The following is a 21,964-nucleotide window of genomic DNA, read 5'->3' on the forward strand; positions in this document are numbered from 1 at the left end:
TTTACAGCGGCTCACTTTTGAAAAGCGCAAAAGTAAGCAAAACGCTCTTGCCCCACCACTCGGCACCTCGCTAATGCTCGGTGTGCCCGAACGGAGGCTTGAATCCGTGGGCCGCCGCAATGGGCCATCCATGGCCCAGTGCGGCTAACCCGGCGTCCTGCCGGGTTGCCCACGGATTCAAACCTCCGTTCGGCCAGCGTGGTTTAACGGGGCGCCTGAGATCAAGATCAAAAGCGCGGCGGCCTTAGAGCCGACCGGCATTTTGTGTCGACTCCGGTCCAAATGTGGGAGGGGGCTTGCCCCCGATGGCGTCCTCCGGGCCGCCGCAATGGGTCATCCCTTGCCCAGTGCGGCTAACCCGGCGTCCTGCCGGGTTGCACACGGATTCAAGCCTGCGTTCGGCCAGCGTGGTTTAACGGGGCGCCTGAGATCAAGATCAAAAGCGCGGCGGCCTTAGAGCCGACCGGTATTTTGTGTCGACTCCGGTCCACATGTGGGAGGGGGCTTGCCCCCGATGGCGTCCTCCGGGCCGCCGCAATGGGTCATCCCTTGCCCAGTGCGGCTAACTCGGCGTCCTGCCGGGTTGCCAACGGATTCAAGCCTGCGTTCGGCCAGCGTGGTTTAACGGGGCGCCTAAGATCAACAGCGCCTCGCTTCGCATCGTGGTTACGTTTGGCGCCGCAGCCTTGTTTGGATACCTATGGCTCTTGTGGCCGCAGAATCAGCACGCCCAGGGGCGGCAGGTTCAACGACAGCGACACCGGCTGACCATGGCGAGGTTCATCCACGGTCTGCACCGCACCGCCATTACCGTAGTTGGACCCGGCGTACATATCGGCATCACTGTTGATCACTTCGCTCCAGCGCCCGGCAAACGGCACGCCGACGGCGTAGGCCTCACGAGGCACCGGCGTGAAGTTGGCGACCACCAGCACCGGCTTGCCGTCTTTACTCCAGCGCAGCCAGGCGTAGACGCTGTTGATGGCGTCGTCACCGATCAGCCACTGGAAGCCCTGGGGCGCGTCGTCCTGCTCGTGCAGCGCCGGTTCCTCGCGATACAGGCGGTTCAGGTCGCCCACCAGTTTCTGCACACCACGGTGTTCCGGGTATTGCAGCAGGTACCAGTCCAGTTGCTGGTCGTGGTTCCACTCGCGCCACTGGCCGAACTCGCAGCCCATGAACAAGAGCTTCTTGCCCGGATGCATCCACATGAAACTCAAGTAGGCGCGCAGGTTGGCAAATTTCTGCCAGCGGTCGCCGGGCATCTTGTCGATCAGCGAGTGCTTGCCGTGCACCACCTCATCATGGGAAATCGGCAGGATAAAGCGCTCGGACCAGGCATACACCAGGCCGAAACTCAGTTCGTTGTGATGATGGGCGCGGTAGACCGGGTCTTGCTGGATGTAATGCAGCGAGTCGTGCATCCAGCCCATGTTCCATTTGTAGTTGAAGCCCAGGCCCCCTTGCTGGGTGCTTTGACTCACGCCTGGCCACGCAGTGGACTCTTCGGCAATCACCAGCGCACCCGGCGCTTCCAGCGCGACCACGTCGTTCAGATGGCGCAGGAAATCGATGGCTTCCAGGTTCTCCCGGCCGCCGTGGCGGTTGGGCACCCACTCACCGGCCTTGCGCGAATAGTCGCGATACAGCATCGAGGCCACCGCATCCACGCGCAGGCCGTCGATATGGAAGTGCTTGAGCCAGTGCAACGCCGACGCCAGCATGAAACCGTGCACCTCGGTGCGGCCCAGGTTATAGATCAGCGTGTCCCAATCCTGGTGGAAACCCTCCAGCGGGTTGGCGTATTCGTACAGCGCAGTGCCGTCGAATTGCGCCAGGCCGTGGGTGTCGGTAGGAAAATGCGCCGGCACCCAGTCGAGGATCACGCCAATATCAGCCCGGTGGCAGGCGTCGACGAAGTAGGCGAAATCTTCCGGCGAGCCAAAGCGTGCGCTCGGCGCGAACTGGGACAAGGCCTGATAACCCCAGGAACCGCCAAATGGATGCTCCATGATCGGCATCAGTTCGATGTGCGTGAAGCCCAGTTGCTCCACATAGGGGATCAGCCGCTCGGCCAGTTCGCGCCAGCCGTATTGGCGTGACACTTCGCCCGCTTCGTCCAGCTCGCACTGCCAGGACCCGACGTGCAACTCATAGATCGACAGCGGCGCGGTGGATTTCTGTTTGTCGCCACGCGCCTGCATCCACTCATGGTCCTGCCACTGCACTTGCAACGGCGCAGCGACTTTCGAGGCGGTATCCGGCGGCAGTTGGGTGGCCAGGGCCATGGGGTCGGCCTTGAGCGGCAGGATGCCGTGGGCGCCAAGAATTTCATATTTGTAGGCCGCGCCCGGTTGCAGGCGTGGGACAAAGATTTCCCACACGCCCGAAGGATGGCGCAGGCGCATCGGGTGACGGCGACCGTCCCAGACGTTGAAATCGCCGACCACCGAAACGCGTCGGGCATTCGGTGCCCACACGGCAAACCGTACACCCTGCACGCCGTCCACCGTGGTGACCTGGGCGCCCAGGCAATTGCCCAAGTCACGGTGGTTGCCTTCGGCAAACAGGTACAGGTCCATTTCACCGAGCAGCAGTTGGCTGAAGCTGTACGGGTCTTCGGTGATCTGCTCGCCGCCGGCCCACTGGATCTTCAGCAGGTAATCCTGGCGCGTGCCGAAGTGCCCGACGAACAGCCCCGGCACCTGGGTCGCGTCGAGGCTGCCGATCGGCTCACCGCCGTCACGCGCCAGGACCTGGACACTCAGGGCTTCAGGCAGGAACGCACGGATAAACTGCCCGCCCTGCTCATCATCGTGCGGCCCAAGGATCGAGAATGGATCAGGGTGCTCGGCGCGCACCAGCGCTTCGACGTCCCTGGATGCCGGCATTGCAGTCAACTTGGGCTGCAGCGGTTCTTTATGCGTAAAACTCATGACGTCTCCCCACCGCGTGCAGTTTTCGATTCAGGTGTAAGCCCGCTGAGCAAACCGTGCAACCCTTGCAAGGGCACCGGCAACCAGCTCGGGCGATTTTCCGCTTCGTAGGCCACTTCGTACGCGGCCTTCTCCAGGCTGAACAAGGTCAGCGCGGCGTCCTGGCCATTGGCATCCTGCCAGTCATGCGCCAGTGTAGCCGTCGCTGCCTGATAAGCCTGGGTAAATGCCTGGCGGGCTTCACTCAGGTAACGCTCGGTCACACGCCGACGCGCGGCGTCCGCCTCCGGCGAATGATCAACCCCCTGCACATTCAGGGCCATCGCCGCTGCGTAATCAAAGGAGCGCAACACCCCGCTGACATCCTTGTACGGGCTGTGTTTGCCTCGCCGTTCATGCAGCGGTCGCGCCGGCTCGCCTTCAAAGTCGATCAAATAGGCGTCGCCCTTGACTACCAATACCTGGCCCAGGTGCAAGTCACCGTGGACGCGAATCCGCAATCCGCCCAGCGTGGCCTTCGCCAATGCCTGGACGTGGCTGCCGATGGCTTTTTTCTGCGCCAGTAATTCACTGACCAGCGCCTGATCGGCGGGGTTCAACTGGCTTTGATTTAGTTTGAGCAAGTGCAAGGCACGTTCGATCTGCGCGCCTACGTCCTTGGACCAGGCCTGGGTGTCCCTGGCCGAGGTGACTTCGGGCTTGAAGTCCTTGTTCTGGGTGGGCGCGCCCAACACCACGTGCATTTCACCCAGGCGCTGACCGAGCAGGCCGGCGAAATCCGCCAGCTCGCCGAGGGCGTTGTAGTGCTGCTCCTGTTCGGACATCGCTTCGGCCAACTCGTCGCGAATGGCCCGCTCGAGGTTGTTCTGGGTCCAGCTCCAGGCATCGCCCTGGTTGCTCAGGTAGCCCTGGGCAATCATCAGCAAGCTGTCCTCGCCCTGTGCGTCGCGCCGGCTCATCGAGCCCATCAGCGGCGAAATGTTCGGGTAGGCGGCTTCGGTCAGGTAGGCGCTCATCTCCAGTTCCGGGTGAACCCCGGCGCTGACTTTACGGATCAACTTGAGCACCAGGCTCTCGCCGACCACCACCGAACTGTTGGATTGCTCGGCAGACAGGTAGCGCACCGCTGATTCGTCCGTCAGTTGCAAGGCGGCCAGGTGCGGGGTCGCCTCGAAGCGCAGGTCACCCTCGCTGCAATTGAGCACGGTAGCGGCCTGCATGCCTTGAATCACACTGCGAATAAAATGTTCGAGGCTGAACGCGTCGGTGACCAGCCCCACCTGGCGGCTGCGGCGTACCCGCGCCAATGCCAGTTGCTGCGGCAAGGCGCTGGTGAGCTGGTCTTCGCCGAGGAAACCGAACGGCAATTGATAGCGGCTGGTCTGGCCCGCGCTGGTGACGTCGATTTCGCTGAGCAGCACCGGATGCTGCGCATCGCCGAAGCGCACGCCATAGGCAATATGCACGCTGTCGATGGTGGCGTCCTTGCCGGCGAACCAGCGGCGCTTGGGCAGCCAGGCCGGCAACGAGGTCTGTTCCAGGGTGGTGCGACCGGGTTCTTCGAGCAACTCTTCCATACGTTTTTTCAACACCAATGTCGTGAAGTCGGGAATGCTCTGGGCCGGTTCCACATGCCAGCTGGGCATCTGGTTTTCCGCCGCCAGCACGAACCAATAAAAGCCATAGGGCGCCAGGGTCAGCAGGAAATTCAGCTGGCCGATGGGCGGGAAGGCGTTACCGCCCAGCATCTCCACCGGCACCATCCCGGCGAACGCGGACAGGTCCAGTTCCGCGGCCTGGGCGCTGCGCGAGACGTTGGCCACGCACAGGATGATTTCGCTGCGGCCGTCCTCCCCAGTGTATTCACGGGTATACGCCAGGATGCGGCGGTTGCTCGGCGAGAGCATTTTCAGGCTGCCGCGACCGAACGCCTTGGACTGCTTGCGCACCGCCAGCATGCGCCGCGTCCAGTTCAGCAATGAATGCGGGTCCTGGGCTTGGGTTTCGACGTTGACCGACTGGTAGCCGTACTGCGCGTCCATGATCGGCGGCAATACCAGGCTGGCCGGGTCGGCGCGGGAAAAGCCGCCATTGCGGTCGATGGACCATTGCATTGGCGTACGTACGCCATCGCGGTCGCCCAGGTAAATGTTGTCGCCCATGCCGATTTCGTCGCCGTAGTAGAGGGTCGGCGTGCCGGGCATCGACAGCAACAGGCTGTTGAGCAGTTCCACGCGGCGCCGGTCACGCTCCACCAGGGGTGCCAGGCGTCGGCGAATGCCCAGGTTGATGCGCGCGCGGCGATCTGCGGCGTAGTAGTTCCACAGGTAGTCGCGCTCTTTGTCGGTGACCATTTCCAGGGTCAATTCATCATGATTGCGCAGGAAGATCGCCCACTGGCAATTGGCCGGAATTTCCGGGGTCTGGCGCAGGATGTCGGTGATGGGGAAACGATCTTCCTGGGCCAGCGCCATATACATGCGCGGCATCAACGGGAAGTGGAAGGCCATATGGCATTCATCGCCGTCGTCGCCCTTGCGGTCACCGAAGTAGAGTTGCGTGTCCTCGGGCCATTGGTTGGCCTCGGCCAGCAGCATGCGATCAGGGTAATTGGCGTCTATTTCGGCGCGGATCTGCTTGAGCACCCCGTGGGTCTCGGGCAGGTTCTCGTTGTTGGTGCCGTCACGCTCGATCAGGTAGGGAATCGCGTCGAGGCGCAGGCCGTCGATGCCCAGGTCGAGCCAGTAGCGCATCACCGACAGCACCGCTTTCATGACCTGCGGGTTGTCGAAGTTCAGGTCCGGCTGGTGCGAATAGAAACGGTGCCAGAAGTACTGGCCGGCCACCGGGTCCCAGGTCCAGTTGGACTTCTCGGTGTCGAGGAAAATGATCCGCGTACCGTCGTATTTCTGCTCGTCATCGGACCAGACGTAAAAGTCCCGCGCCGCCGAGCCCGGCTTGGCCTTGCGCGCCCGCTGGAACCAGGGGTGCTGGTCGGAGGTGTGGTTGATCACCAGTTCGGTAATCACCCGCAGCCCGCGTTTGTGGGCCTCGGCGATGAAGCGTTTGGCATCGGCCATGGTCCCGTAGTCGCTGTGCACGCCACGGTATTCGGCGATGTCGTAGCCGTCATCGCGGCGCGGCGAGGGGTAGAACGGCAGCAGCCAAATGGTGTTGACGCCAAGGTCGGCAATGTAGTCGAGCTTGGCGATCAACCCGGGAAAGTCACCAATGCCATCGTTGTTGGAGTCGAAATAGGATTTGACGTGCACCTGATAGATCACCGCGTCCTTGTACCAGAGCGGGTCTTTGATAAAGGTGGCTGCCTTGGGTTTCTTCGCCATGTGAAACTCCTGAAATGCTGCAGACGCAAATGCCATCAATGTGGGAGGGGGCTTGCCCCCGATGACGGTGGCTCAGCTGGTCATTCGGTGACTGATACACCGCAATCGGGGGCAAGCCCCCTCCCACACTCTGTTCTCCACTCGTCTATTGAGCAGTGATCCGCCAGATTCCGAACGGCATCTGCGGGTCCAGTCGGGTCCATTGAGTCTTGCCATACCAGGTCCAGCGATGGCCGTTCATCAAGTCTTCACCCTGGGTCTGGGCATCGTCCGGCAGGCCCATCTCCCACAGCGGCAGCTCGAAGTGCGCTTCCTGGGCGTTGTGCGGGTCGAGGTTGACGGCCACCAGCACGAAATTGCTGCCGTCCTCGCTGCGCTTACCGAAGTACAGGATGTTGTCGTTCCAGGCGTTGTAGAGCTTGAGCCCCAGGTGCGTCTGCAACGCCGGGTTCTGGCGGCGGATGCGGTTGAGCTGGGCGATCTCGGCAATGATGTTGCCGGGTGCGGTGAAGTCGCGCGGGCGGATCTCGTATTTCTCCGAGTCCAGGTATTCCTCCTTGCCCGGCACCGGTGCGGACTCGCACAGTTCAAACCCGGAGTACATGCCCCACAAGCCCGAGCCCATGGTGGCCAGCGCGGCGCGGATCAGAAAGCCCGCCCGGCCGCACTCATGCAGGAAGCCTGGGTTGATGTCCGGCGTATTGACGAAGAAATTCGGGCGGTAGCACTCGCGCCATGGCGACTGGTTCAACTGGGTGAAATACTCACTCAGTTCGGCCTTGGTATTGCGCCAGGTGAAATAGGTGTAGCTCTGGGAATAACCGACCTTGCCCAGACGCGCCATCATGGCCGGGGTGGTAAAGGCTTCGGCGAGGAAGATCACTTCCGGGTATCTGCTGCGCACGTCGCTGATCAACCATTGCCAGAACGGCAGCGGCTTGGTGTGCGGGTTGTCCACGCGAAAGGTCTTCACGCCCTCATCCACCCAGCCCACCACGATGTCACGCAGTTCGGTCCACAGGCCGGGGATGGCGTCCGCCGCATAGAAGTCGACGTTGACGATGTCCTGGTACTTTTTCGGTGGGTTTTCCGCGTATTTGATCGTGCCGTCCGGGCGCCAGTTGAACCAGCCCGGATGCTCTTTGAGCCACGGGTGGTCCTGGGAGCACTGGATGGCGAAATCCAGGGCGATTTCCAGGCCGTGGTCGGCGGCAGCCTTGACCAGGCGGCGGAAATCCTCGCGGCTACCCAGTTGCGGGTGAATCGCTTCGTGTCCGCCCTCCTCGCTGCCGATTGCGTAAGGGCTGCCGGGATCGTCGGGACCGGCGGTCAGGGAGTTGTTCTTGCCCTTGCGATGGCTGCGGCCGATGGGATGGATCGGCGGGAAATACAACACGTCAAACCCCATGTCGTGGATCATCGACAGGCGTGAATGCACATCGTTGAAGGTGCCATGACGGGCCGGATCATCGGTAATCGAGCGGGGAAACAGCTCATACCAGCTGGCGAACTGGGCACGCTCGCGCTCCACGTCGATCGGGTACACCGTGCTGATGCTCAAATAGGCACGGTGGTCGGCCTGGGTCATCAGGTGTGCACTGTCTTCGTGCAGGAACTGCGCGACCTGCTCGGTTTCCAGCAGGCCGGAGAGTTCGTGGTGCAGCAGCATCAAGCGGTCGCGCAGTTCGTTGTCACTGCGCTCGGCGGCCTGCAACACCAGGCTGCGGCCTTCCTGCAGCTCCAGGCTGACCGGCACCCCGGCTTCATGCTTTTTACGCAGTTCATAGCAGAAGCTGGCAAAGGTATCGATCCAGGCTTCAATGCAGAATTCATGGGGCCCCTGGGTGGTGACGGTAAACGCACCTTCCCAGCCGTTGTTGCCCACATCATTCATGACCACGCTGTGCCAGTTTTCCTGCCCGAGCGGGCGCCAGCGCACCAACACCGCCAGCTTGTCATGGCCATCGGCGAACACTTTACTGGTGACATTGACCTGCTGGCCCACCACCGCCTTGACGGCAAATTCGCCGCCGTCAATCACCGGCGTGGTGCTTTCAATGGCGATTCTGGGTAACAGCAGTGCCTGGGACAACGGCAATAAGGAATGTTCTGGAACCAGTGTTTCAGCAGTCATCGAGCATATTCCCCTTACGCCCAGTGGACGCTCTGTGCTTGATCCGAATTCGTAACATGGCGGCGCACTCCCTGAGCAGGCCCGTATTAGGTCCGAGCCCGGGGTGCGGGCAAAAGTTCAGGCGGATATGTCGCCACCGGGCGGGGAATCAATTCCCTCCCGTGGCTGTCCACCGATAGAGCAAAGCACAAAGGAGGCCACACCCATGACTATCCCGATCCCGGCAGAGACGCCCGACCCGAATATCGACAACCCGACCCTGCCACCCACCGAGCCTGCACCGGTTCCGGAACAGGAACCGCCGGAGAACGAGCCGCCACCGGTGCAGGAACCGCCAACCACCATGCCGCCGGTTATCGTCAGTCCTTCTCGAAACGCTTGACGATTTTCGGCATCACGCTGAACACCACCAAGGCCAGCAACGTACTCAGGACCGCTGTCGATTCCCGACCCAAACCGGCCGAGACCCCAATCGCAGCGGTCATCCACAGCCCGGCGGCGGTGGTCAGGCCTTTGACGTGGCCGGCGTCCTCATCCTTGCCCTTGATAATGGTCCCGGCCCCGAGGAAGCCGATCCCGGCAATCACGCCCTGCACCACCCGGCTCATGGCATCGGCCTGATTGCCGGACATCTGCGGCACCATCACAAACAGTGCAGCCCCCAGCGCCACCAGCATGTGGGTACGCACGCCGGCGGCCTTGCCCTTGCTCTCGCGTTCAAACCCCAGGATGCCGCCGAGGATCGCGGCCATCAGCAGGCGCACGGTAATCTGGGTGACCTGCCGGGCGTCGCCGATATCGGCAAACTCAGCCTGCAGGGTTAGCCATGCTTCATGTAGCCAAGCGTCCATCAATGCCATCCTTTTTGTGATTATTGATAGAAGATGGACAGCGGCGACCGTCAGTCAGTTGCGTGGAACCGGCACTGCTTATTGGCTCCTAAATGATCAGAGCCCATGAAAAGGAGACCGGTATGCCTATCCGTATCGACAACCATCTGTGTTATTTCACGCTGAATGACAATGGCCAGGAACAAAGCGTGCCTGCGACCCGCGTCAATATCGTGACCGATAGCGAAAAATCCATGTCGTACGTGGAACTGGCGGCTGAACGCATCTACATCACCGAAGCCGAGGCCGATGCACTCACCGTTGCGGGTGCCCATGACGGACGCCAGCATGTGAAGGCCGACGAACCGGGTTCGGTCATTTAATCGATGCCTCTGTAGGAGCGAGCTTGCTCGCGAAAAACCTCAACGATTACGCGTGCTTCCTGCAAGACCGCGGTGCCTGTGGGTTTTTCGCGAGCAAGCTCGCTCCTACAGGGTCTCGCATCAAGGCGCGGATTGCCATCTGATCCGCTTTTTAACCGCCAACCTGAGTCTGTTACGCAAACAGCGCGCCGCCCATAGTTCATCCGCCTGATGGAGGCTGATGAGCGAACGACCATGAGCGAACGAATCCCCACCGTGGAAACTTTTGTGCCCATTCACCCAAAGAAGGTGAAGGCCGCATCCCGCGACAACCTGATCCATACCCGCAGCTTCACCGGCCTCTACCGCACCTTGCGCATGAGCGGTGGCGCGTTGTTGTTCCTGGCCTTTTTCGGCACCGTGTGGCTGAACTGGGGCGCACGCCAGGCGGTGCTATGGGATCTGGCCGAGAGCAAATTCCATATTTTCGGCGCAACGTTCTGGCCCCAGGACTTCATTTTGCTGTCGGCACTGTTGATCATCTGCGCCTTTGGCCTGTTTGCGATCACCGTGTTTGCCGGCCGTGTGTGGTGTGGCTACACCTGCCCGCAAAGCGTGTTCACCTGGCTGTTCATGTGGTGCGAAAAAATCACCGAAGGCGAGCGCAACCAACGCATCAAGCTGCACGCCGCACCCTGGAGCCTTGACAAGCTGGCACGGCGTTCGGCCAAACACACGCTGTGGCTGGGCATCAGCGTGCTGACCGGGCTGACCTTTGTCGGCTATTTCACGCCCATCCGTCCGTTGGCTGCGCAGCTGCTGACCTGGCAACTGGGCGGCGTCAGTCTGTTCTGGATGCTGTTCTTTACCGCGGCCACCTACCTCAACGCCGGGTGGCTGCGCGAAGCGGTGTGCATGCACATGTGCCCGTACGCGCGCTTCCAGAGCGTGATGTTCGATAAGGATACCCTGGCCATTGCCTATGACGCCGCCCGTGGCGAACGCCGTGGACCGCGTAAACGCGAAGTCAAATCGGCGGATGTCGGCCTCGGCGACTGCATCGACTGCCAGCTGTGCGTGCAGGTGTGCCCCACCGGCATCGATATCCGCGACGGCCTGCAAATGGCATGCATCGGTTGCGCGGCCTGCATCGACGCCTGCGATTCGATCATGGACAAAATGGGCTATGCCCGTGGCCTGGTGAGCTATACCAGCGAACATCAATTGCAAGGTGGCAAGACCCGGCTGCTAAGGCCGCGCCTGATCGGCTACAGTGCCGTGCTGCTGGTCATGCTTGCCGCGTTGGCGGTGGCTTTGGTGGAACGGCCGATGGTGTCGCTGGACGTGACCAAGGACCGCGGCCTGTTCCGCGAGAACAGCCAGGGCTTGATCGAAAACATCTACAGCCTCAAGGTCATCAACAAGACTCAGCAGCATCAGGACTATCGTGTGGAGCTGGTGGACGCCGAGGGCTTCCAGTTGCAGGGCAAGACTCGAATCAGCCTGGCGCCGGGGGAAATCGTGGATGTACCGGTCTCAGTGACGCTGCTGGCGGACACACCGGCGAGCAGTTCACAGACGCTGCGCTTCAAGGTGACGGATGTGGATGAACCGTGGATTTACAGCGCTGCCGACAGCCGCTTTGTCGCACCACTGAACCGCTGATAATCCCCTTGAATGCATAAAACTCCAATGTATAGAGATCCAATGTGGGAGGGGGCTTGCCCCCGATGGCGGTGGCTCAGTTGGTTATTCGGTGGCTGATACACCGCAATCGGGGGCAAGCCCCCTCCCACAAATGAAACTGTTCAAGGCCCCCCATGAAACGCTACGAAAAATTCGCCGATGACATCGCAGAACTGATCCGCTCCGGCGTCCTCGGCCCCGGCCAGCGCGTGCCGTCGGTGCGTTACGCCAGCCAGACCTACGGCGTCAGCCCGTCCACGGTCTTCCAGGCCTACTACCTGCTGGAACGGCGCGGCCTGATCCGCGCGCGGCCGCGCTCCGGCTACTTCGTCAATACCCACGCGCCCAGCCCGTTTTCCGAGCCGGTGGTGAGCGAGCAAGTGCACGAGTCCACCGAAGTCGATGTGAGTGAGTTGGTGTTTTCGGTACTCGACTCGATCAAGGACCCGAACACCGTGCCCTTCGGCTCGGCCTTCCCCAGCCCCATGCTGTTCCCGCTGCCGCGCCTGGCCCGCTCCCTGGCCAGTGCCAGCCGCGCGATGGACCCGCGCCTGGTGGTCACCGACATGTCCCCCGGCAACCCGCAACTGCGCCGTCAGATTGCGCTGCGCTACATGGTCGGCGGCCTGATGCTGCCCATGGAAGAACTGCTGATCACCAATGGCGCCCTCGAAGCGCTGAACCTGTGCCTGCAAGCGGTGACCGAGCCCGGCGACCTGGTAGCAATCGAAGCCCCGGCGTTTTATGCCTGCCTGCAAGTGCTCGAGCGCTTGAAACTAAAAGCCGTGGAAATACCTGTGCACCCGCGCGACGGCATCGACCTCAACGCCCTGGCGCAAAGCCTTGCGCGTTACCCGATCAAGGCCTGCTGGACCATGACCAGCTTCCAGAACCCGATGGGCGCGACGGTGCCGGAAGAAAAAAAACAGGCGCTGGTAGCGCTGCTGCGCAGCCATCAGGTACCGCTGATCGAAGACGATGTGTATGCCGAGTTGTATTACGGGCAACACGCGCCGAAACCAGCCAAGGCCTTCGACACCGAGGGCCTGGTGATGCACTGCGGCTCCTTTGCCAAGAGCTTGGCGCCAGGGTACCGCGTAGGCTGGGTGGCGGCGGGTCGCTTCGCGCAGAAGGTCGAGCGCCTGAAACTGATGACATCGCTGTGCCCGTCGATGCCGGCCCAGGCCGCGATTGCCGACTACCTGCAACACGGCGGCTACGACCGGCACCTGCGCAAACTGCGCTACGCCCTGGAAGAACAGCAAAGCGCGATGCTCGCCGCCATCGCCCGTTACTTCCCGGCGCAGACCCGCGTCAGCCAACCGGCCGGAGGGTATTTCCTGTGGCTGGAACTGCCGGAGCAAACCGATTCATTGAAGCTGTTCCAGATGGCCCTGGCGCAAGGCATCAGCATCGCACCGGGCCCGATCTTTTCGGCGACCCGGCGCTTTCGCAACTGCATCCGCTTGAACTACGGCAGCCCGTGGACCGATGTGTCGGAGAAGGCGATGGAGACGCTGGGGCGGATTGTGCGCTCGTTTTGAGGGTCAGCAGGTCGCCGCCGCGAGCATCGCCGTCATGCGTCTGGCGCCGGCGCTTCCCGGGTGCGCTGGATATCGGCCATGAACCCGTCGGCCGGCAGTGGATGGCCCAGCAGATAGCCTTGCAGCGAGTTACAGCCCAGGCGGGTCAGGAAGCGCTGCTGCGCCTCGGTCTCCACGCCTTCGGCGACGATCCGCAAACCCAGGGCCTGGCCCAGCGCAACGATGGCTGAGACGATGGCGGCGTCGTCGCTGTCGTGCTCCAGGTCGCGCACGAAACCCCGGTCGATCTTCAGTTCATTGGCCGGCAGGCGCTTGAGGTACATCAGGCTGGAATAGCCGGTGCCGAAGTCATCGATGGACAGGTCGACGCCCATGTCCGAGAGCTGCTGCAATACGGTCATGCTCGCGTCGGCATCGCTCATGGCGGTGGTTTCGGTGATCTCCAGGGTCAGGCGGTTGGCCGGCAGTTGGTGCCGCTCCAGAGCCGCGGCCACGCTGGCGACCAGCCCGGGGTGGCAGAACTGCAGCGCCGACAGGTTCACCGCAATGCGCCAACTTTCATAACCCTGGGCGTACCACAGGCTCATCTGGCGACAGGCTTCATTGAGTACCCACTCGCCGATGGGAATGATCAGCCCGGTTTTTTCCGCCAGCTCAATGAACGTGGCCGGCAGCAACACGCCGTGCTGTGGATGCTGCCAGCGCAGTAGCGCCTCTGCCCCCACCGCAACCCCGCTGAGCGCGTCGAACTTGGGCTGGTAGTGCAAACGAAATTGCGCGTCGTCGAGGGCGTTGCGCAGGTCCTGCAATAACTGCAGCTGTTTGCGCGCGTTGGTGTTCATCGACACATCGAAGAACCGGTAGCCGTTCTTGCCCATGCCCTTGGCGTGGTACATCGCCGCATCGGCATTCATCAACAGCTCCTGGGGGTTGGTCCCGTTGCCCGGGAACAGGGCGATGCCGATGCTGGCGGAGATTTTCAGCTCGTGTTCGGCGACCGTGAAGGCGCGATTGACCAGGCTGACCTGGCGTTCGGCCAGGCCCATGGCATCGTCCGGCTGGGTCAGGTGCACCATTAATACAAACTCGTCACCGCCGATGCGCGCCAACGTGTCCTGGCTGCGCAGGTCCTCGCGCAGGCGCAGGCCGACTTCGCGCAGCAACTGGTCGCCCATGTGGTGACCAAAGGCGTCGTTGACCGGCTTGAAGCCGTCCAGGTCGATAAACATCAGCGCAAAGCAACCGCCCTGCTCCTTCACCGCCTGGATACCTTGTTGAATCCGGTCTGACAGCAGCGTGCGATTGGGCAGGCCGGTGAGCATGTCGTGCAGGGCCAGGTGGGTCAGCTCCTGGTTGGCCAGGGTCAGGGAGTCAGCCAGCACGGCGGTGCGCGCTTGCAGCCGCGCGTCGAGCAGCGAGGTCAACAGGGCGATGACCAGCACCGCCAATGAGGTCACCAGCACCAGGTTATCCAGGCCCTTGCCGCTCAAGCCGGTCTGTGCGGCGGCGCAAAAGCTGTCGTCGGCAAAACGCGCGGCGGCCATGCCGGTGTAATGCATGCCGACGATGGCCACGCCCATCACCACCGCCGCGCCCCCGCGTGCCAAGCGTACATAGGGTGTATTGCGGCGCAGGTTGAAGGCGATCCACAGCGCCGCGCCGGAAGCCACCACCGCGATCAACAACGAGGCGCCGAACAACGCCGGGTCGTAATCGATGCCCGGCGTCATGCGCATCGCGGCCATGCCGGTGTAGTGCATGCTGGCGATGCCTGCGCCCATGACCAACGCGCCGAATGCCAGTTGCCAGGCCGGCAGGCGTGGCTGGCTGACCAGCCATAAGGCAAAACCGCTGGATAACACGGCAATCAGCAACGACAGCGCGGTAATGTCCAGGTCGAAGCCCATTTCGAACGGCAGGCGCAGGGCCAGCATGCCGATAAAGTGCATCGACCACACCCCGACGCCCATCGCGACGGCACCGCCGGTGATCCATAGATAAACCGTACGTCCCTTGGCGGTCGCGATCCGCCCCGCCAGGTCCAGCGCGGTATAGGACGCCAGGATGGCGACGCACAGGGAAATCACGACAAGGGAGGTGGTGTAGCTACCGGTCAGCATGGGGTATCTCGCGGTTTGACAGCCCGGGCCGGGTGGCAAAGCGGCGGATTGTAGCGAGAATATTTCAGGGCTGGCGATTAATTGCTTACGGACGGCGGGCTGATTTTTCTGACGTCAAATTGGTGGCTTTGCCAGGTGCTGTGCGACGCTCGATTCACCCGTCAGCGCGCACATTTTCACGGCGTTGCTGAGGCTTGCCGCGCCGGCCGTGAGAAAAAATCTGCCGATGGGTGAATTATTTCGTGTCCGCTTGTATCTGAAGTGACAGAGCGGTGCCATCGCAGCGATGGCACCTCCCCGTTCAGCTTCTAGAGTGGCCCGCATGAAATTACGTAAGAAACGCGTCAGTCCGATCGGATTGAACGACATCACCATCGTCGACGACAACAAGATGCGCAAGGCGATCACCGCCGCCGCATTGGGCAACGCCATGGAATGGTTCGACTTTGGCGTCTATGGTTTTGTCGCCTATGTGCTGGGCAAGGTGTTCTTCCCGGACGCGTCCCCCAGCGTACAAATGATCGCTGCACTGGCCACTTTCTCCGTGCCCTTCCTGATCCGTCCACTGGGCGGTCTGTTCTTTGGCGCCCTGGGTGACAAATACGGGCGGCAGAAGGTCCTTGCCGCCACCATCGTGATCATGTCCCTGAGCACCTTCGCCATCGGCCTGATTCCCGGCTACGCGTCCATTGGTATCTGGGCGCCGATCCTGTTGCTGCTGTGCAAAATGGCCCAGGGCTTCTCGGTAGGCGGCGAATACACCGGCGCGTCGATTTTCGTTGCCGAATACGCCCCGGACCGCAAACGCGGCTTCCTGGGCAGTTGGTTGGACTTCGGCTCGATTGCCGGCTTCGTGCTGGGCGCGGGCGTGGTGGTATTGATTTCCACAGTGCTCGGTGAAGCGGAATTCGAGGCCTGGGGCTGGCGCCTGCCGTTCTTCCTGGCCCTGCCGCTGGGCATCATCGGCCTGTACCTGCGTCACGCCCTGGAAGAGACCCCGGCGTTCCAGCAACATGTCGACAAGCTCGAACAGGGTGACCGCGAGGGCCTCAGCCATGGCCCCAAGGTGTCGTTCAAGGAGATCGCCACCAAGCACTGGCGCAGCCTGCTGACCTGCATCGGTATCGTCGCGGCCACCAACGTGACCTACTACATGCTGCTCACGTACATGCCCAGCTACCTGTCGCACAACCTGCATTACGCCGAAAACAGCGGCGTGTTGATCATCATTGCGATCATGGTCGGCATGCTGTTCGTACAACCGTTCATCGGTTTTGTCAGCGACAAGATCGGCCGCAAACCCTTCATCATCGCCGGCAGCATTGGCCTGCTGTGCCTGTCGATTCCGGCGTTCATGCTGATTACCAGCGGCAAGACCGGGCTGATCTTCAGCGGCCTGCTGATCCTGGCGATCGTGCTGAACTTCTTTATCGGCGTAATGGCCTCCACGCTGCCAGCTATGTTTCCTACACATCTGCGCTACAGTGCATTGGCCAGTGCGTTCAACGTCTCGGTACTGATTGCCGGCGTCACGCCCACCGCGGTGGCGTGGCTGGTGGAAAGCACCAACGACCTGTACATGCCGGCTTATTACTTGATGGTATTCGCCGTGGTAGGCCTGGTTACCGGCCTGACCATGAAGGAAACCGCCAATAAACCCCTGCGCGGCGCGGCCCCGGCGGCGTCGGATATGGAAGAGGCCAAGGAATTGCTGCAAGAGCATCATGACAATATCGAGCAGAAGATCGAGGACATCGATGCCGAAATTGCAGCCCTCCAGGCCAAGCGGGAAAACCTGGTGCAGCAGCACCCACGGATTAATTAAGACCTGACTGTGCGTGGTCGCGGCCTGCGGCCACGCACATTGGAGTGATCACATGGTTCCAAGCGTCACCTATGCACAATCGCTCCTGAGCGCCGACGAACGCGCGGCCATCGCCGAAATCGAAGCGAGCACCAATATTCTCAAGCTGGTCACCCGCCTGACCGGTATGCGCTTTGCCGGCATCGCCAAATTCACCGACCTGGAGTGGGTGGTGTGCTCGGCCTATGACCCTCTGCAGATGGGCATCCACGTCGACGACGTACTTGACCTGGAAACCACCCTGTGCAGTGAATTCTGCATCAATCCCCAAACCCTGTTCGTGCCGCAGATCAGCGTCGACGGGCGCTTTGCGTCGCGTCCGGTGGTCAAGAAATACGCCATCGAAAGCTATGCCGGCGCGCCGATTTTCCTGCCCGACGGGCGCCTGTTCGGTGCGCTGTGCGCGCTCGATTCACGCGCCATGCTGTTCGACGATCCCAACCTGCCGGAAACCCTGAGCCTGTTCGCCCGACTGATCGGCTGCATCTTCTACGCTAACCTGGCCCCGGCCGATCAGTGACCGCCGCCCTGCCCGTCCAGCATCGCTCGCTGCATCCTCGTGTTGCCAACAGCGCTACTTGAAGAAATGACTCGGCGTCTTGCCAAACTGTTTCTTGAACATGCTGGTAAAGGCGCTCGGGCTGTCATACCCAAGCTTCAGGGCCACATCGATAATCTTCTCGCCCACCGCGATGCGCTCCAGCGCCAACAGCAAGCGTGCCTGTTGGCGCCACTGGCCGAAGGTCATGCCGGTTTCGCGACGGAACAGGCGCTGGATGGTGGTTTGATCCAGGTCCAAACGCGCGCTCCAGTCAGCGACCGTGGACGCATCACTTGGGTCTTGCTGCAAGGTCAGGCAGATGCGGTTGATACGCGGGTCGGCGGGCTGCGGCAGGGATAAGGCCAGTGCGGGCAGGATCGCCAGCTCATCGAGCATCAGGCGCATGATCCTGGCGTCACGCGAGTTCTCGGCATAGGGCGGTTTCAAGCTGACCGAGGCCTTGATCAATTCACCCAGCAACGGCGACACCGTCACCGCCTTCGGCTCGGTCGGCAGGTTGGGAAAGCTGTCCGGGCGCACGAAGACACTGCGCATTTTCAACGTGCCCACGCAGCGCAGCGCATGCACATGCCCGCAGGGTATCCAGAAGCCACGGTTGGGGGGCACCGTCCACTGGTTCAGCGCCGAATGCACCACCATCACGCCCTCGATGGCGTAGAGCAACTGATGCTTGTTATGACTGTGTTCGGGAATCACCCAGTTTTGCGGATAATCAGTGGCCGAGCTGATGACGGCCCAATCGCCTTCATCGATCTCCTGGAGGAATTTGTCGAGGGATTTAATGATTTCGCCCTTTTTGCGAGGTTTTCTGCCCGAATTTCGCGAGACAGGCATTTTTGCCGACTCTAGCATAGCGCCCGAAACAATTAGAAATGGGCCGTCGGCTCACGTACTGTCTGCCCTTGTTAGCTGCCTTGTATGGAATGCCTGAATGTCGACCCTCACTGCGACACCCGCCGCTGCAACCACCACGCCCCAGATAAGCCCGCTGGTCATGCGCGTGCTCGGCGCCTGCGCCCTGGCGCACCTGATCAATGACTTGATTCAGGCCGTGCTGCCGTCGATCTACCCGATGCTCAAGGCCAACTATGGCCTGACGTTTACCCAGGTCGGCCTGATCACCCTGACCTTCCAACTGACCGCCTCCCTGCTGCAACCGTGGATCGGCTACCACACCGACCGTCACCCCAAGCCCTGGCTGTTGCCGGCGGGCATGGTCTGCACCTTGATCGGCATCCTGATGCTGGCATTCGTCGGCAGCTTCCCCGCGATTCTGCTGGCGGCGGCGTTGGTGGGAGTCGGCTCGTCGACGTTTCATCCGGAAACGTCCCGCGTGGCACGCCTGGCCTCCGGCGGCCGCTACGGTTTGGCGCAATCGACCTTCCAGGTCGGCGGCAACACCGGCAGCGCCTTCGGCCCGTTGCTGGCGGCGGCCATTATCATTCCCTACGGCCAGTCCCATATCGCCTGGTTCGGCCTGTTCGCGGTGTTCGCAATCGGAGTGCTGTACGGCTTGAGTCGCTGGTACCGTCACCACCTCAACCTGTTCAAGCTCAAGCAAGGCGGCCAGGCGACCCACGGCTTGTCCAAAGGCCGCGTGACCTTTGCCCTGGTGGTACTGGCGCTGCTGGTGTTCTCCAAATATTGGTACATGACCAGCCTGACCAGCTACTTCACGTTCTACCTGATCGAAAAATTCCAGCTGTCGGTCGCCAGCTCCCAGATGTACCTGTTCCTGTTCCTCGGCGCGGTGGCCGTGGGCACCTTCGCCGGCGGACCGATCGGCGACCGGATCGGCCGCAAGAAAGTCATCTGGTTCTCGATTCTCGGCGCCGCGCCGTTCACCCTCGCCCTGCCCTACGTCGACCTGTTCTGGACCGCCGTACTCAGCGTGGTTATCGGCTTTATCATCGCCTCGGCGTTCTCGGCCATCGTGGTGTTCGCCCAGGAACTGGTGCCGGGCAATGTCGGCATGATCGCCGGGATATTCTTCGGCCTGATGTTCGGTTTCAGCGGGATTGGCGCGGCATTGCTGGGCTTGCTCGCGGATCACCATGGCATCGAATACGTCTACAAAATCTGCTCGTTCCTGCCGTTGGCGGGCATCCTGACGATCTTTTTGCCTTCGACCAAAGGCGTCTGACTCTGTGGGAGGGGGCTTGCCCCCGATGGCGGTGTTTCAGTCAAGTAGATGCCGACTGACACATCGCTATCGGGGGCAAGCCCCCTCCCACATTGGTACGTGTCGTCTAGGTGCGTCGCGTAAACCCATTGACGACGATATACAACAACGGCCCCACCGACACGAACACCGCCGTCAACAGGAAATAGGGGATCAACGACGCCACGGAGCGCCCTCGCCCGCGCGCGTCCCGGTACATCCACACACACGCCAGGATCGCCATCAGGTACAGGTCGATCACCACTTGCGCGGTGTCCGGCCGCGACATCAATTCCTGGCCGAACGCAATGAGCGATTGCTCGGCCGTCAGCATCGTCGCCACGGTATACAACGAAAAGCCGAGCAAAGCGGCCAGGGCGATGTAGGGTTTAGGCATGTTCTCCTCCTTGGAGTGCAATGTGGATGATCAGGCCGCTTACCTTAGCAGTAAGCTGGCACTGGCAAATATCTGTACGTAGACTGCCGTCATACCTCCATTCGAAGGCGGCGAAAAAAACCTGATGCAAGTTACCGAAGTCTCCATTGCCCAATTGCGCGCTGCGCTTGAATCCGGCCACACCACTGCCGTTGAACTGGTGCGCGCCTACCTGGCGCGGATCGAAGCCTATGACGGCCCGCAGACCGCTACCGCGCTGAATGCTGTGGTGGTGCGCAATCCCGACGCCTTGAAGGAAGCCCAAGCGTCCGATGCACGCCGGGCGCAAGGCCAGACCCTGGGGCCGCTGGATGGCATTCCCTATACCGCCAAGGACAGTTACCTGGTCAAGGGCCTCACCGCCGCGTCCGGCAGCCCGGCATTCGCCAAGCTGATCGCCCAGCGCGATGCCTTCACCATTGAGCGCCTGCGCGCCGGCGGCGCCATCTGCCTGGGCAAGACCAATATGCCGCCCATGGCCAACGGCGGCATGCAGCGCGGTGTCTATGGCCGTGCCGAAAGCCCGTACAACGCCGCTTACCTCACTGCACCGTTCGCCTCGGGTTCGTCCAATGGCGCCGGCACGGCGACGGCGGCAAGCTTCGCCGCATTCGGCCTGGCCGAAGAAACCTGGTCGAGCGGTCGCGGCCCGGCCTCCAACAACGGCTTGTGTGCGTACACGCCTTCGCGTGGGGTGATTTCGGTGCGCGGCAACTGGCCGCTGACCCCGACCATGGACGTGGTGGTGCCCTATGCGCGCACCATGGCGGACCTGCTGGAAGTGCTCGACGTGGTGGTCGCCGACGACCCGGACACCCGTGGCGACCTGTGGCGCCTGCAACCCTGGGTGCCGATTCCCAGCGTCAGCTCGGTACGCCCGGCATCGTATGCCGAACTCGCAGAGGGCAGCGCGGCCCTCGCCGGCAAACGCTTCGGTGTGCCGCGCATGTACATCAACGCCGACCCCGAGGCCGGCACCAGCGAAAAACCGGGGATCGGCGGGCCGACCGGGCAGAAAATCCACACCCGCGCCTCGGTGATCGAGCTGTGGCAGGCCGCGCGCCAGGCTCTGGAAGCCGCCGGCGCGGAAGTCATCGAGGTGGATTTCCCTTTGGTGTCCAATTGCGAAGGCGACCGCCCCGGCGCGCCTACGGTGTTCACCCGTGGCTTGGTGCCCCGGCAGTTTCTGCACGATGAGTTGTGGGAACTATCGGCCTGGGCCTTTGATGACTTCCTGCGCGCCAACGGCGACCCGGCCTTGAACCGCCTGGCGGATGTCGATGGCCCGAAAATCTTCCCCCACGACCCCGGCACCCTGCCCAACCGCGAAGACGACCTGGCCGCCGGCATGGACGAATACGTGCGCATGGCCCAGCGCGGTATCACGCCGTGGAACGAGATCGACACATTGCCTGACGGCTTGCGCGGTCTTGAGCAAACCCGTCGCCTGGACCTGGAAGACTGGATGGACACCCTGCGCCTCGACGCGGTGCTGTTCCCGACTGTGGCTGATGTTGGGCCCGCTGATGCGGATGTCAACGAAGCGTCTGCCGATATCGCCTGGAGCAATGGCGTGTGGGTGGCCAATGGCAACCTTGCCATTCGCCATCTCGGCGTGCCTACGGTCACCGTCCCGATGGGGGTGATGGCGGACATTGGCATGCCGGTCGGGCTGACGTTTGCCGGGCGGGCCTATGATGATTCGGCGCTGTTGCGCTTTGCGGCGGCGTTTGAGGCCACTGGTAACAAACGGGTAATTCCGCCGCGGACACCGCCGCTGTAGGCCGATTTGTCATGTCCGAGGCCCAAATGTGGGAGGGGGCTTGCCCCCGATGGCGGCCTCAGGGCTGGCCAGTATCTTGGATCAGACCGAGTACATATCCGTTATTTAGGTCACGGCCACTTAGGGTTCCGCTTTTACAGCGGCTCACTTTTGAAAAGCGCAAAAGTAAGCAAAACGCTCTTGCCCCACCACTCGGCACCTC

General features: G+C 61.9%; 15 protein-coding genes. 8 read left to right on the plus strand and 7 right to left on the minus strand.

Translation table 11 applies throughout. From position 1 onward, the window contains the following. Positions 1-698: 698 nt before the first annotated feature. From glgB to BFP96_RS11640, 3 genes are all read right to left on the minus strand, one after another. A complete protein-coding gene (glgB, locus tag BFP96_RS11630; protein ID WP_065936236.1) occupies positions 699-2,936 on the minus strand; it encodes a 1,4-alpha-glucan branching protein GlgB in 2,238 nt (745 codons plus the stop codon). Then, entirely contained in the window at positions 2,933-6,280 is a 3,348-nt protein-coding gene (gene treS / locus BFP96_RS11635) for a maltose alpha-D-glucosyltransferase (RefSeq protein WP_065936237.1), read from the minus strand. Before treS ends, glgB begins: the two co-directional genes overlap by 4 nt. Positions 6,281-6,425: 145 nt before the next feature. After that, on the minus strand, positions 6,426-8,414 hold the full coding sequence (locus tag BFP96_RS11640; protein WP_065936238.1) for an alpha-1,4-glucan--maltose-1-phosphate maltosyltransferase: 1,989 nt from the start codon (positions 8,412-8,414) through the stop codon (positions 6,426-6,428). Between the two features lie 205 nt (positions 8,415-8,619). Between BFP96_RS11640 and BFP96_RS30860 the strand changes: the two genes are divergently transcribed. After that, a complete protein-coding gene (locus tag BFP96_RS30860; RefSeq protein ID WP_163003436.1) occupies positions 8,620-8,796 on the plus strand; it encodes a hypothetical protein in 177 nt (58 codons plus the stop codon). On the opposite strand, the gene BFP96_RS11645 is transcribed toward BFP96_RS30860, so the two are convergent. Next, positions 8,774-9,265, minus strand: a complete 492-nt coding sequence (locus BFP96_RS11645) for an MgtC/SapB family protein (protein ID WP_065885316.1) — start codon at positions 9,263-9,265, stop codon at positions 8,774-8,776. The genes BFP96_RS30860 and BFP96_RS11645 overlap by 23 nt on opposite strands. 122 nt (positions 9,266-9,387) lie before the next feature. Between BFP96_RS11645 and BFP96_RS11650 the strand changes: the two genes are divergently transcribed. The 3 genes from BFP96_RS11650 (at position 9,388) to mapR (ending at position 12,836) form a co-directional block, all read left to right on the plus strand. Then, positions 9,388-9,627 carry a DUF3203 family protein gene (locus BFP96_RS11650; protein ID WP_065885315.1) on the plus strand — a complete coding sequence of 80 codons (240 nt, stop codon included), beginning with the start codon at positions 9,388-9,390 and terminating at the stop codon, positions 9,625-9,627. Positions 9,628-9,861: 234 nt separating this feature from the next. Then, positions 9,862-11,271, plus strand: coding sequence for a cytochrome c oxidase accessory protein CcoG (ccoG, locus tag BFP96_RS11655; protein ID WP_065895425.1), 1,410 nt, complete (start codon positions 9,862-9,864; stop codon positions 11,269-11,271). Positions 11,272-11,426: 155 nt separating this feature from the next. Beyond that, positions 11,427-12,836 (plus strand): GntR family transcriptional regulator MpaR, encoded by a 1,410-nt coding sequence (gene mapR / locus BFP96_RS11660; RefSeq protein WP_065936239.1) that lies wholly within the window; start codon positions 11,427-11,429, stop codon positions 12,834-12,836. Between the two features lie 32 nt (positions 12,837-12,868). Here the strand turns inward: mapR and BFP96_RS11665 are convergent, their stop codons facing one another. Then, positions 12,869-14,956: a putative bifunctional diguanylate cyclase/phosphodiesterase gene (locus tag BFP96_RS11665; RefSeq protein WP_065936240.1), complete on the minus strand. Its 2,088-nt coding sequence runs from the start codon at positions 14,954-14,956 to the stop codon at positions 12,869-12,871. A 322-nt stretch (positions 14,957-15,278) separates the two neighbouring features. Between BFP96_RS11665 and proP the strand changes: the two genes are divergently transcribed. Both proP and BFP96_RS11675 read left to right on the plus strand, forming a co-directional pair. Beyond that, entirely contained in the window at positions 15,279-16,781 is a 1,503-nt protein-coding gene (gene proP / locus BFP96_RS11670; protein ID WP_065885310.1) for a glycine betaine/L-proline transporter ProP, read from the plus strand. A 52-nt stretch (positions 16,782-16,833) separates the two neighbouring features. Further along, positions 16,834-17,340, plus strand: a complete 507-nt coding sequence (locus BFP96_RS11675) for a GAF domain-containing protein (protein WP_065885309.1) — start codon at positions 16,834-16,836, stop codon at positions 17,338-17,340. A gap of 54 nt (positions 17,341-17,394) precedes the next feature. Here the strand turns inward: BFP96_RS11675 and BFP96_RS11680 are convergent, their stop codons facing one another. Beyond that, complete coding sequence (locus tag BFP96_RS11680; RefSeq protein WP_065936241.1) at positions 17,395-18,216, minus strand: AraC family transcriptional regulator; 822 nt, start codon at positions 18,214-18,216, stop codon at positions 17,395-17,397. 97 nt (positions 18,217-18,313) lie between these two features. Here BFP96_RS11680 and BFP96_RS11685 point away from each other — a divergent pair, with 97 nt between their 5' ends. After that, on the plus strand, positions 18,314-19,525 hold the full coding sequence (locus tag BFP96_RS11685) for an MFS transporter (protein ID WP_065885307.1): 1,212 nt from the start codon (positions 18,314-18,316) through the stop codon (positions 19,523-19,525). Between the two features lie 106 nt (positions 19,526-19,631). Here BFP96_RS11685 and BFP96_RS11690 read toward each other — a convergent pair whose 3' ends face one another. Continuing rightward, positions 19,632-19,940, minus strand: coding sequence for a DUF2834 domain-containing protein (locus BFP96_RS11690; protein WP_065898317.1), 309 nt, complete (start codon positions 19,938-19,940; stop codon positions 19,632-19,634). A 121-nt stretch (positions 19,941-20,061) separates the two neighbouring features. Here BFP96_RS11690 and BFP96_RS11695 point away from each other — a divergent pair, with 121 nt between their 5' ends. After that, positions 20,062-21,762 (plus strand): amidase, encoded by a 1,701-nt coding sequence (locus BFP96_RS11695; protein WP_065898318.1) that lies wholly within the window; start codon positions 20,062-20,064, stop codon positions 21,760-21,762. The last annotated feature ends 202 nt before the right edge of the window (positions 21,763-21,964 follow it).

The sequence above is a fragment of the Pseudomonas sp. 34 E 7 genome (assembly GCF_900005715.1).
GTDB lineage: Bacteria > Pseudomonadota > Gammaproteobacteria > Pseudomonadales > Pseudomonadaceae > Aquipseudomonas > Aquipseudomonas orientalis_A.

Coding starts and splice junctions, on each gene's coding strand:
- glgB (WP_065936236.1), bottom strand. CDS start 2,936: ATGAGTTTTACGCATAAAGAACCGCTGCAGCCCAAGTTGACTGCAATG.
- treS (WP_065936237.1), bottom strand. CDS start 6,280: ATGGCGAAGAAACCCAAGGCAGCCACCTTTATCAAAGACCCGCTCTGG.
- BFP96_RS11640 (WP_065936238.1), bottom strand. CDS start 8,414: ATGACTGCTGAAACACTGGTTCCAGAACATTCCTTATTGCCGTTGTCC.
- BFP96_RS30860 (WP_163003436.1), top strand. CDS start 8,620: ATGACTATCCCGATCCCGGCAGAGACGCCCGACCCGAATATCGACAAC.
- BFP96_RS11645 (WP_065885316.1), bottom strand. CDS start 9,265: ATGGACGCTTGGCTACATGAAGCATGGCTAACCCTGCAGGCTGAGTTT.
- BFP96_RS11650 (WP_065885315.1), top strand. CDS start 9,388: ATGCCTATCCGTATCGACAACCATCTGTGTTATTTCACGCTGAATGAC.
- ccoG (WP_065895425.1), top strand. CDS start 9,862: ATGAGCGAACGAATCCCCACCGTGGAAACTTTTGTGCCCATTCACCCA.
- mapR (WP_065936239.1), top strand. CDS start 11,427: ATGAAACGCTACGAAAAATTCGCCGATGACATCGCAGAACTGATCCGC.
- BFP96_RS11665 (WP_065936240.1), bottom strand. CDS start 14,956: ATGCTGACCGGTAGCTACACCACCTCCCTTGTCGTGATTTCCCTGTGC.
- proP (WP_065885310.1), top strand. CDS start 15,279: ATGAAATTACGTAAGAAACGCGTCAGTCCGATCGGATTGAACGACATC.
- BFP96_RS11675 (WP_065885309.1), top strand. CDS start 16,834: ATGGTTCCAAGCGTCACCTATGCACAATCGCTCCTGAGCGCCGACGAA.
- BFP96_RS11680 (WP_065936241.1), bottom strand. CDS start 18,216: ATGCCTGTCTCGCGAAATTCGGGCAGAAAACCTCGCAAAAAGGGCGAA.
- BFP96_RS11685 (WP_065885307.1), top strand. CDS start 18,314: ATGTCGACCCTCACTGCGACACCCGCCGCTGCAACCACCACGCCCCAG.
- BFP96_RS11690 (WP_065898317.1), bottom strand. CDS start 19,940: ATGCCTAAACCCTACATCGCCCTGGCCGCTTTGCTCGGCTTTTCGTTG.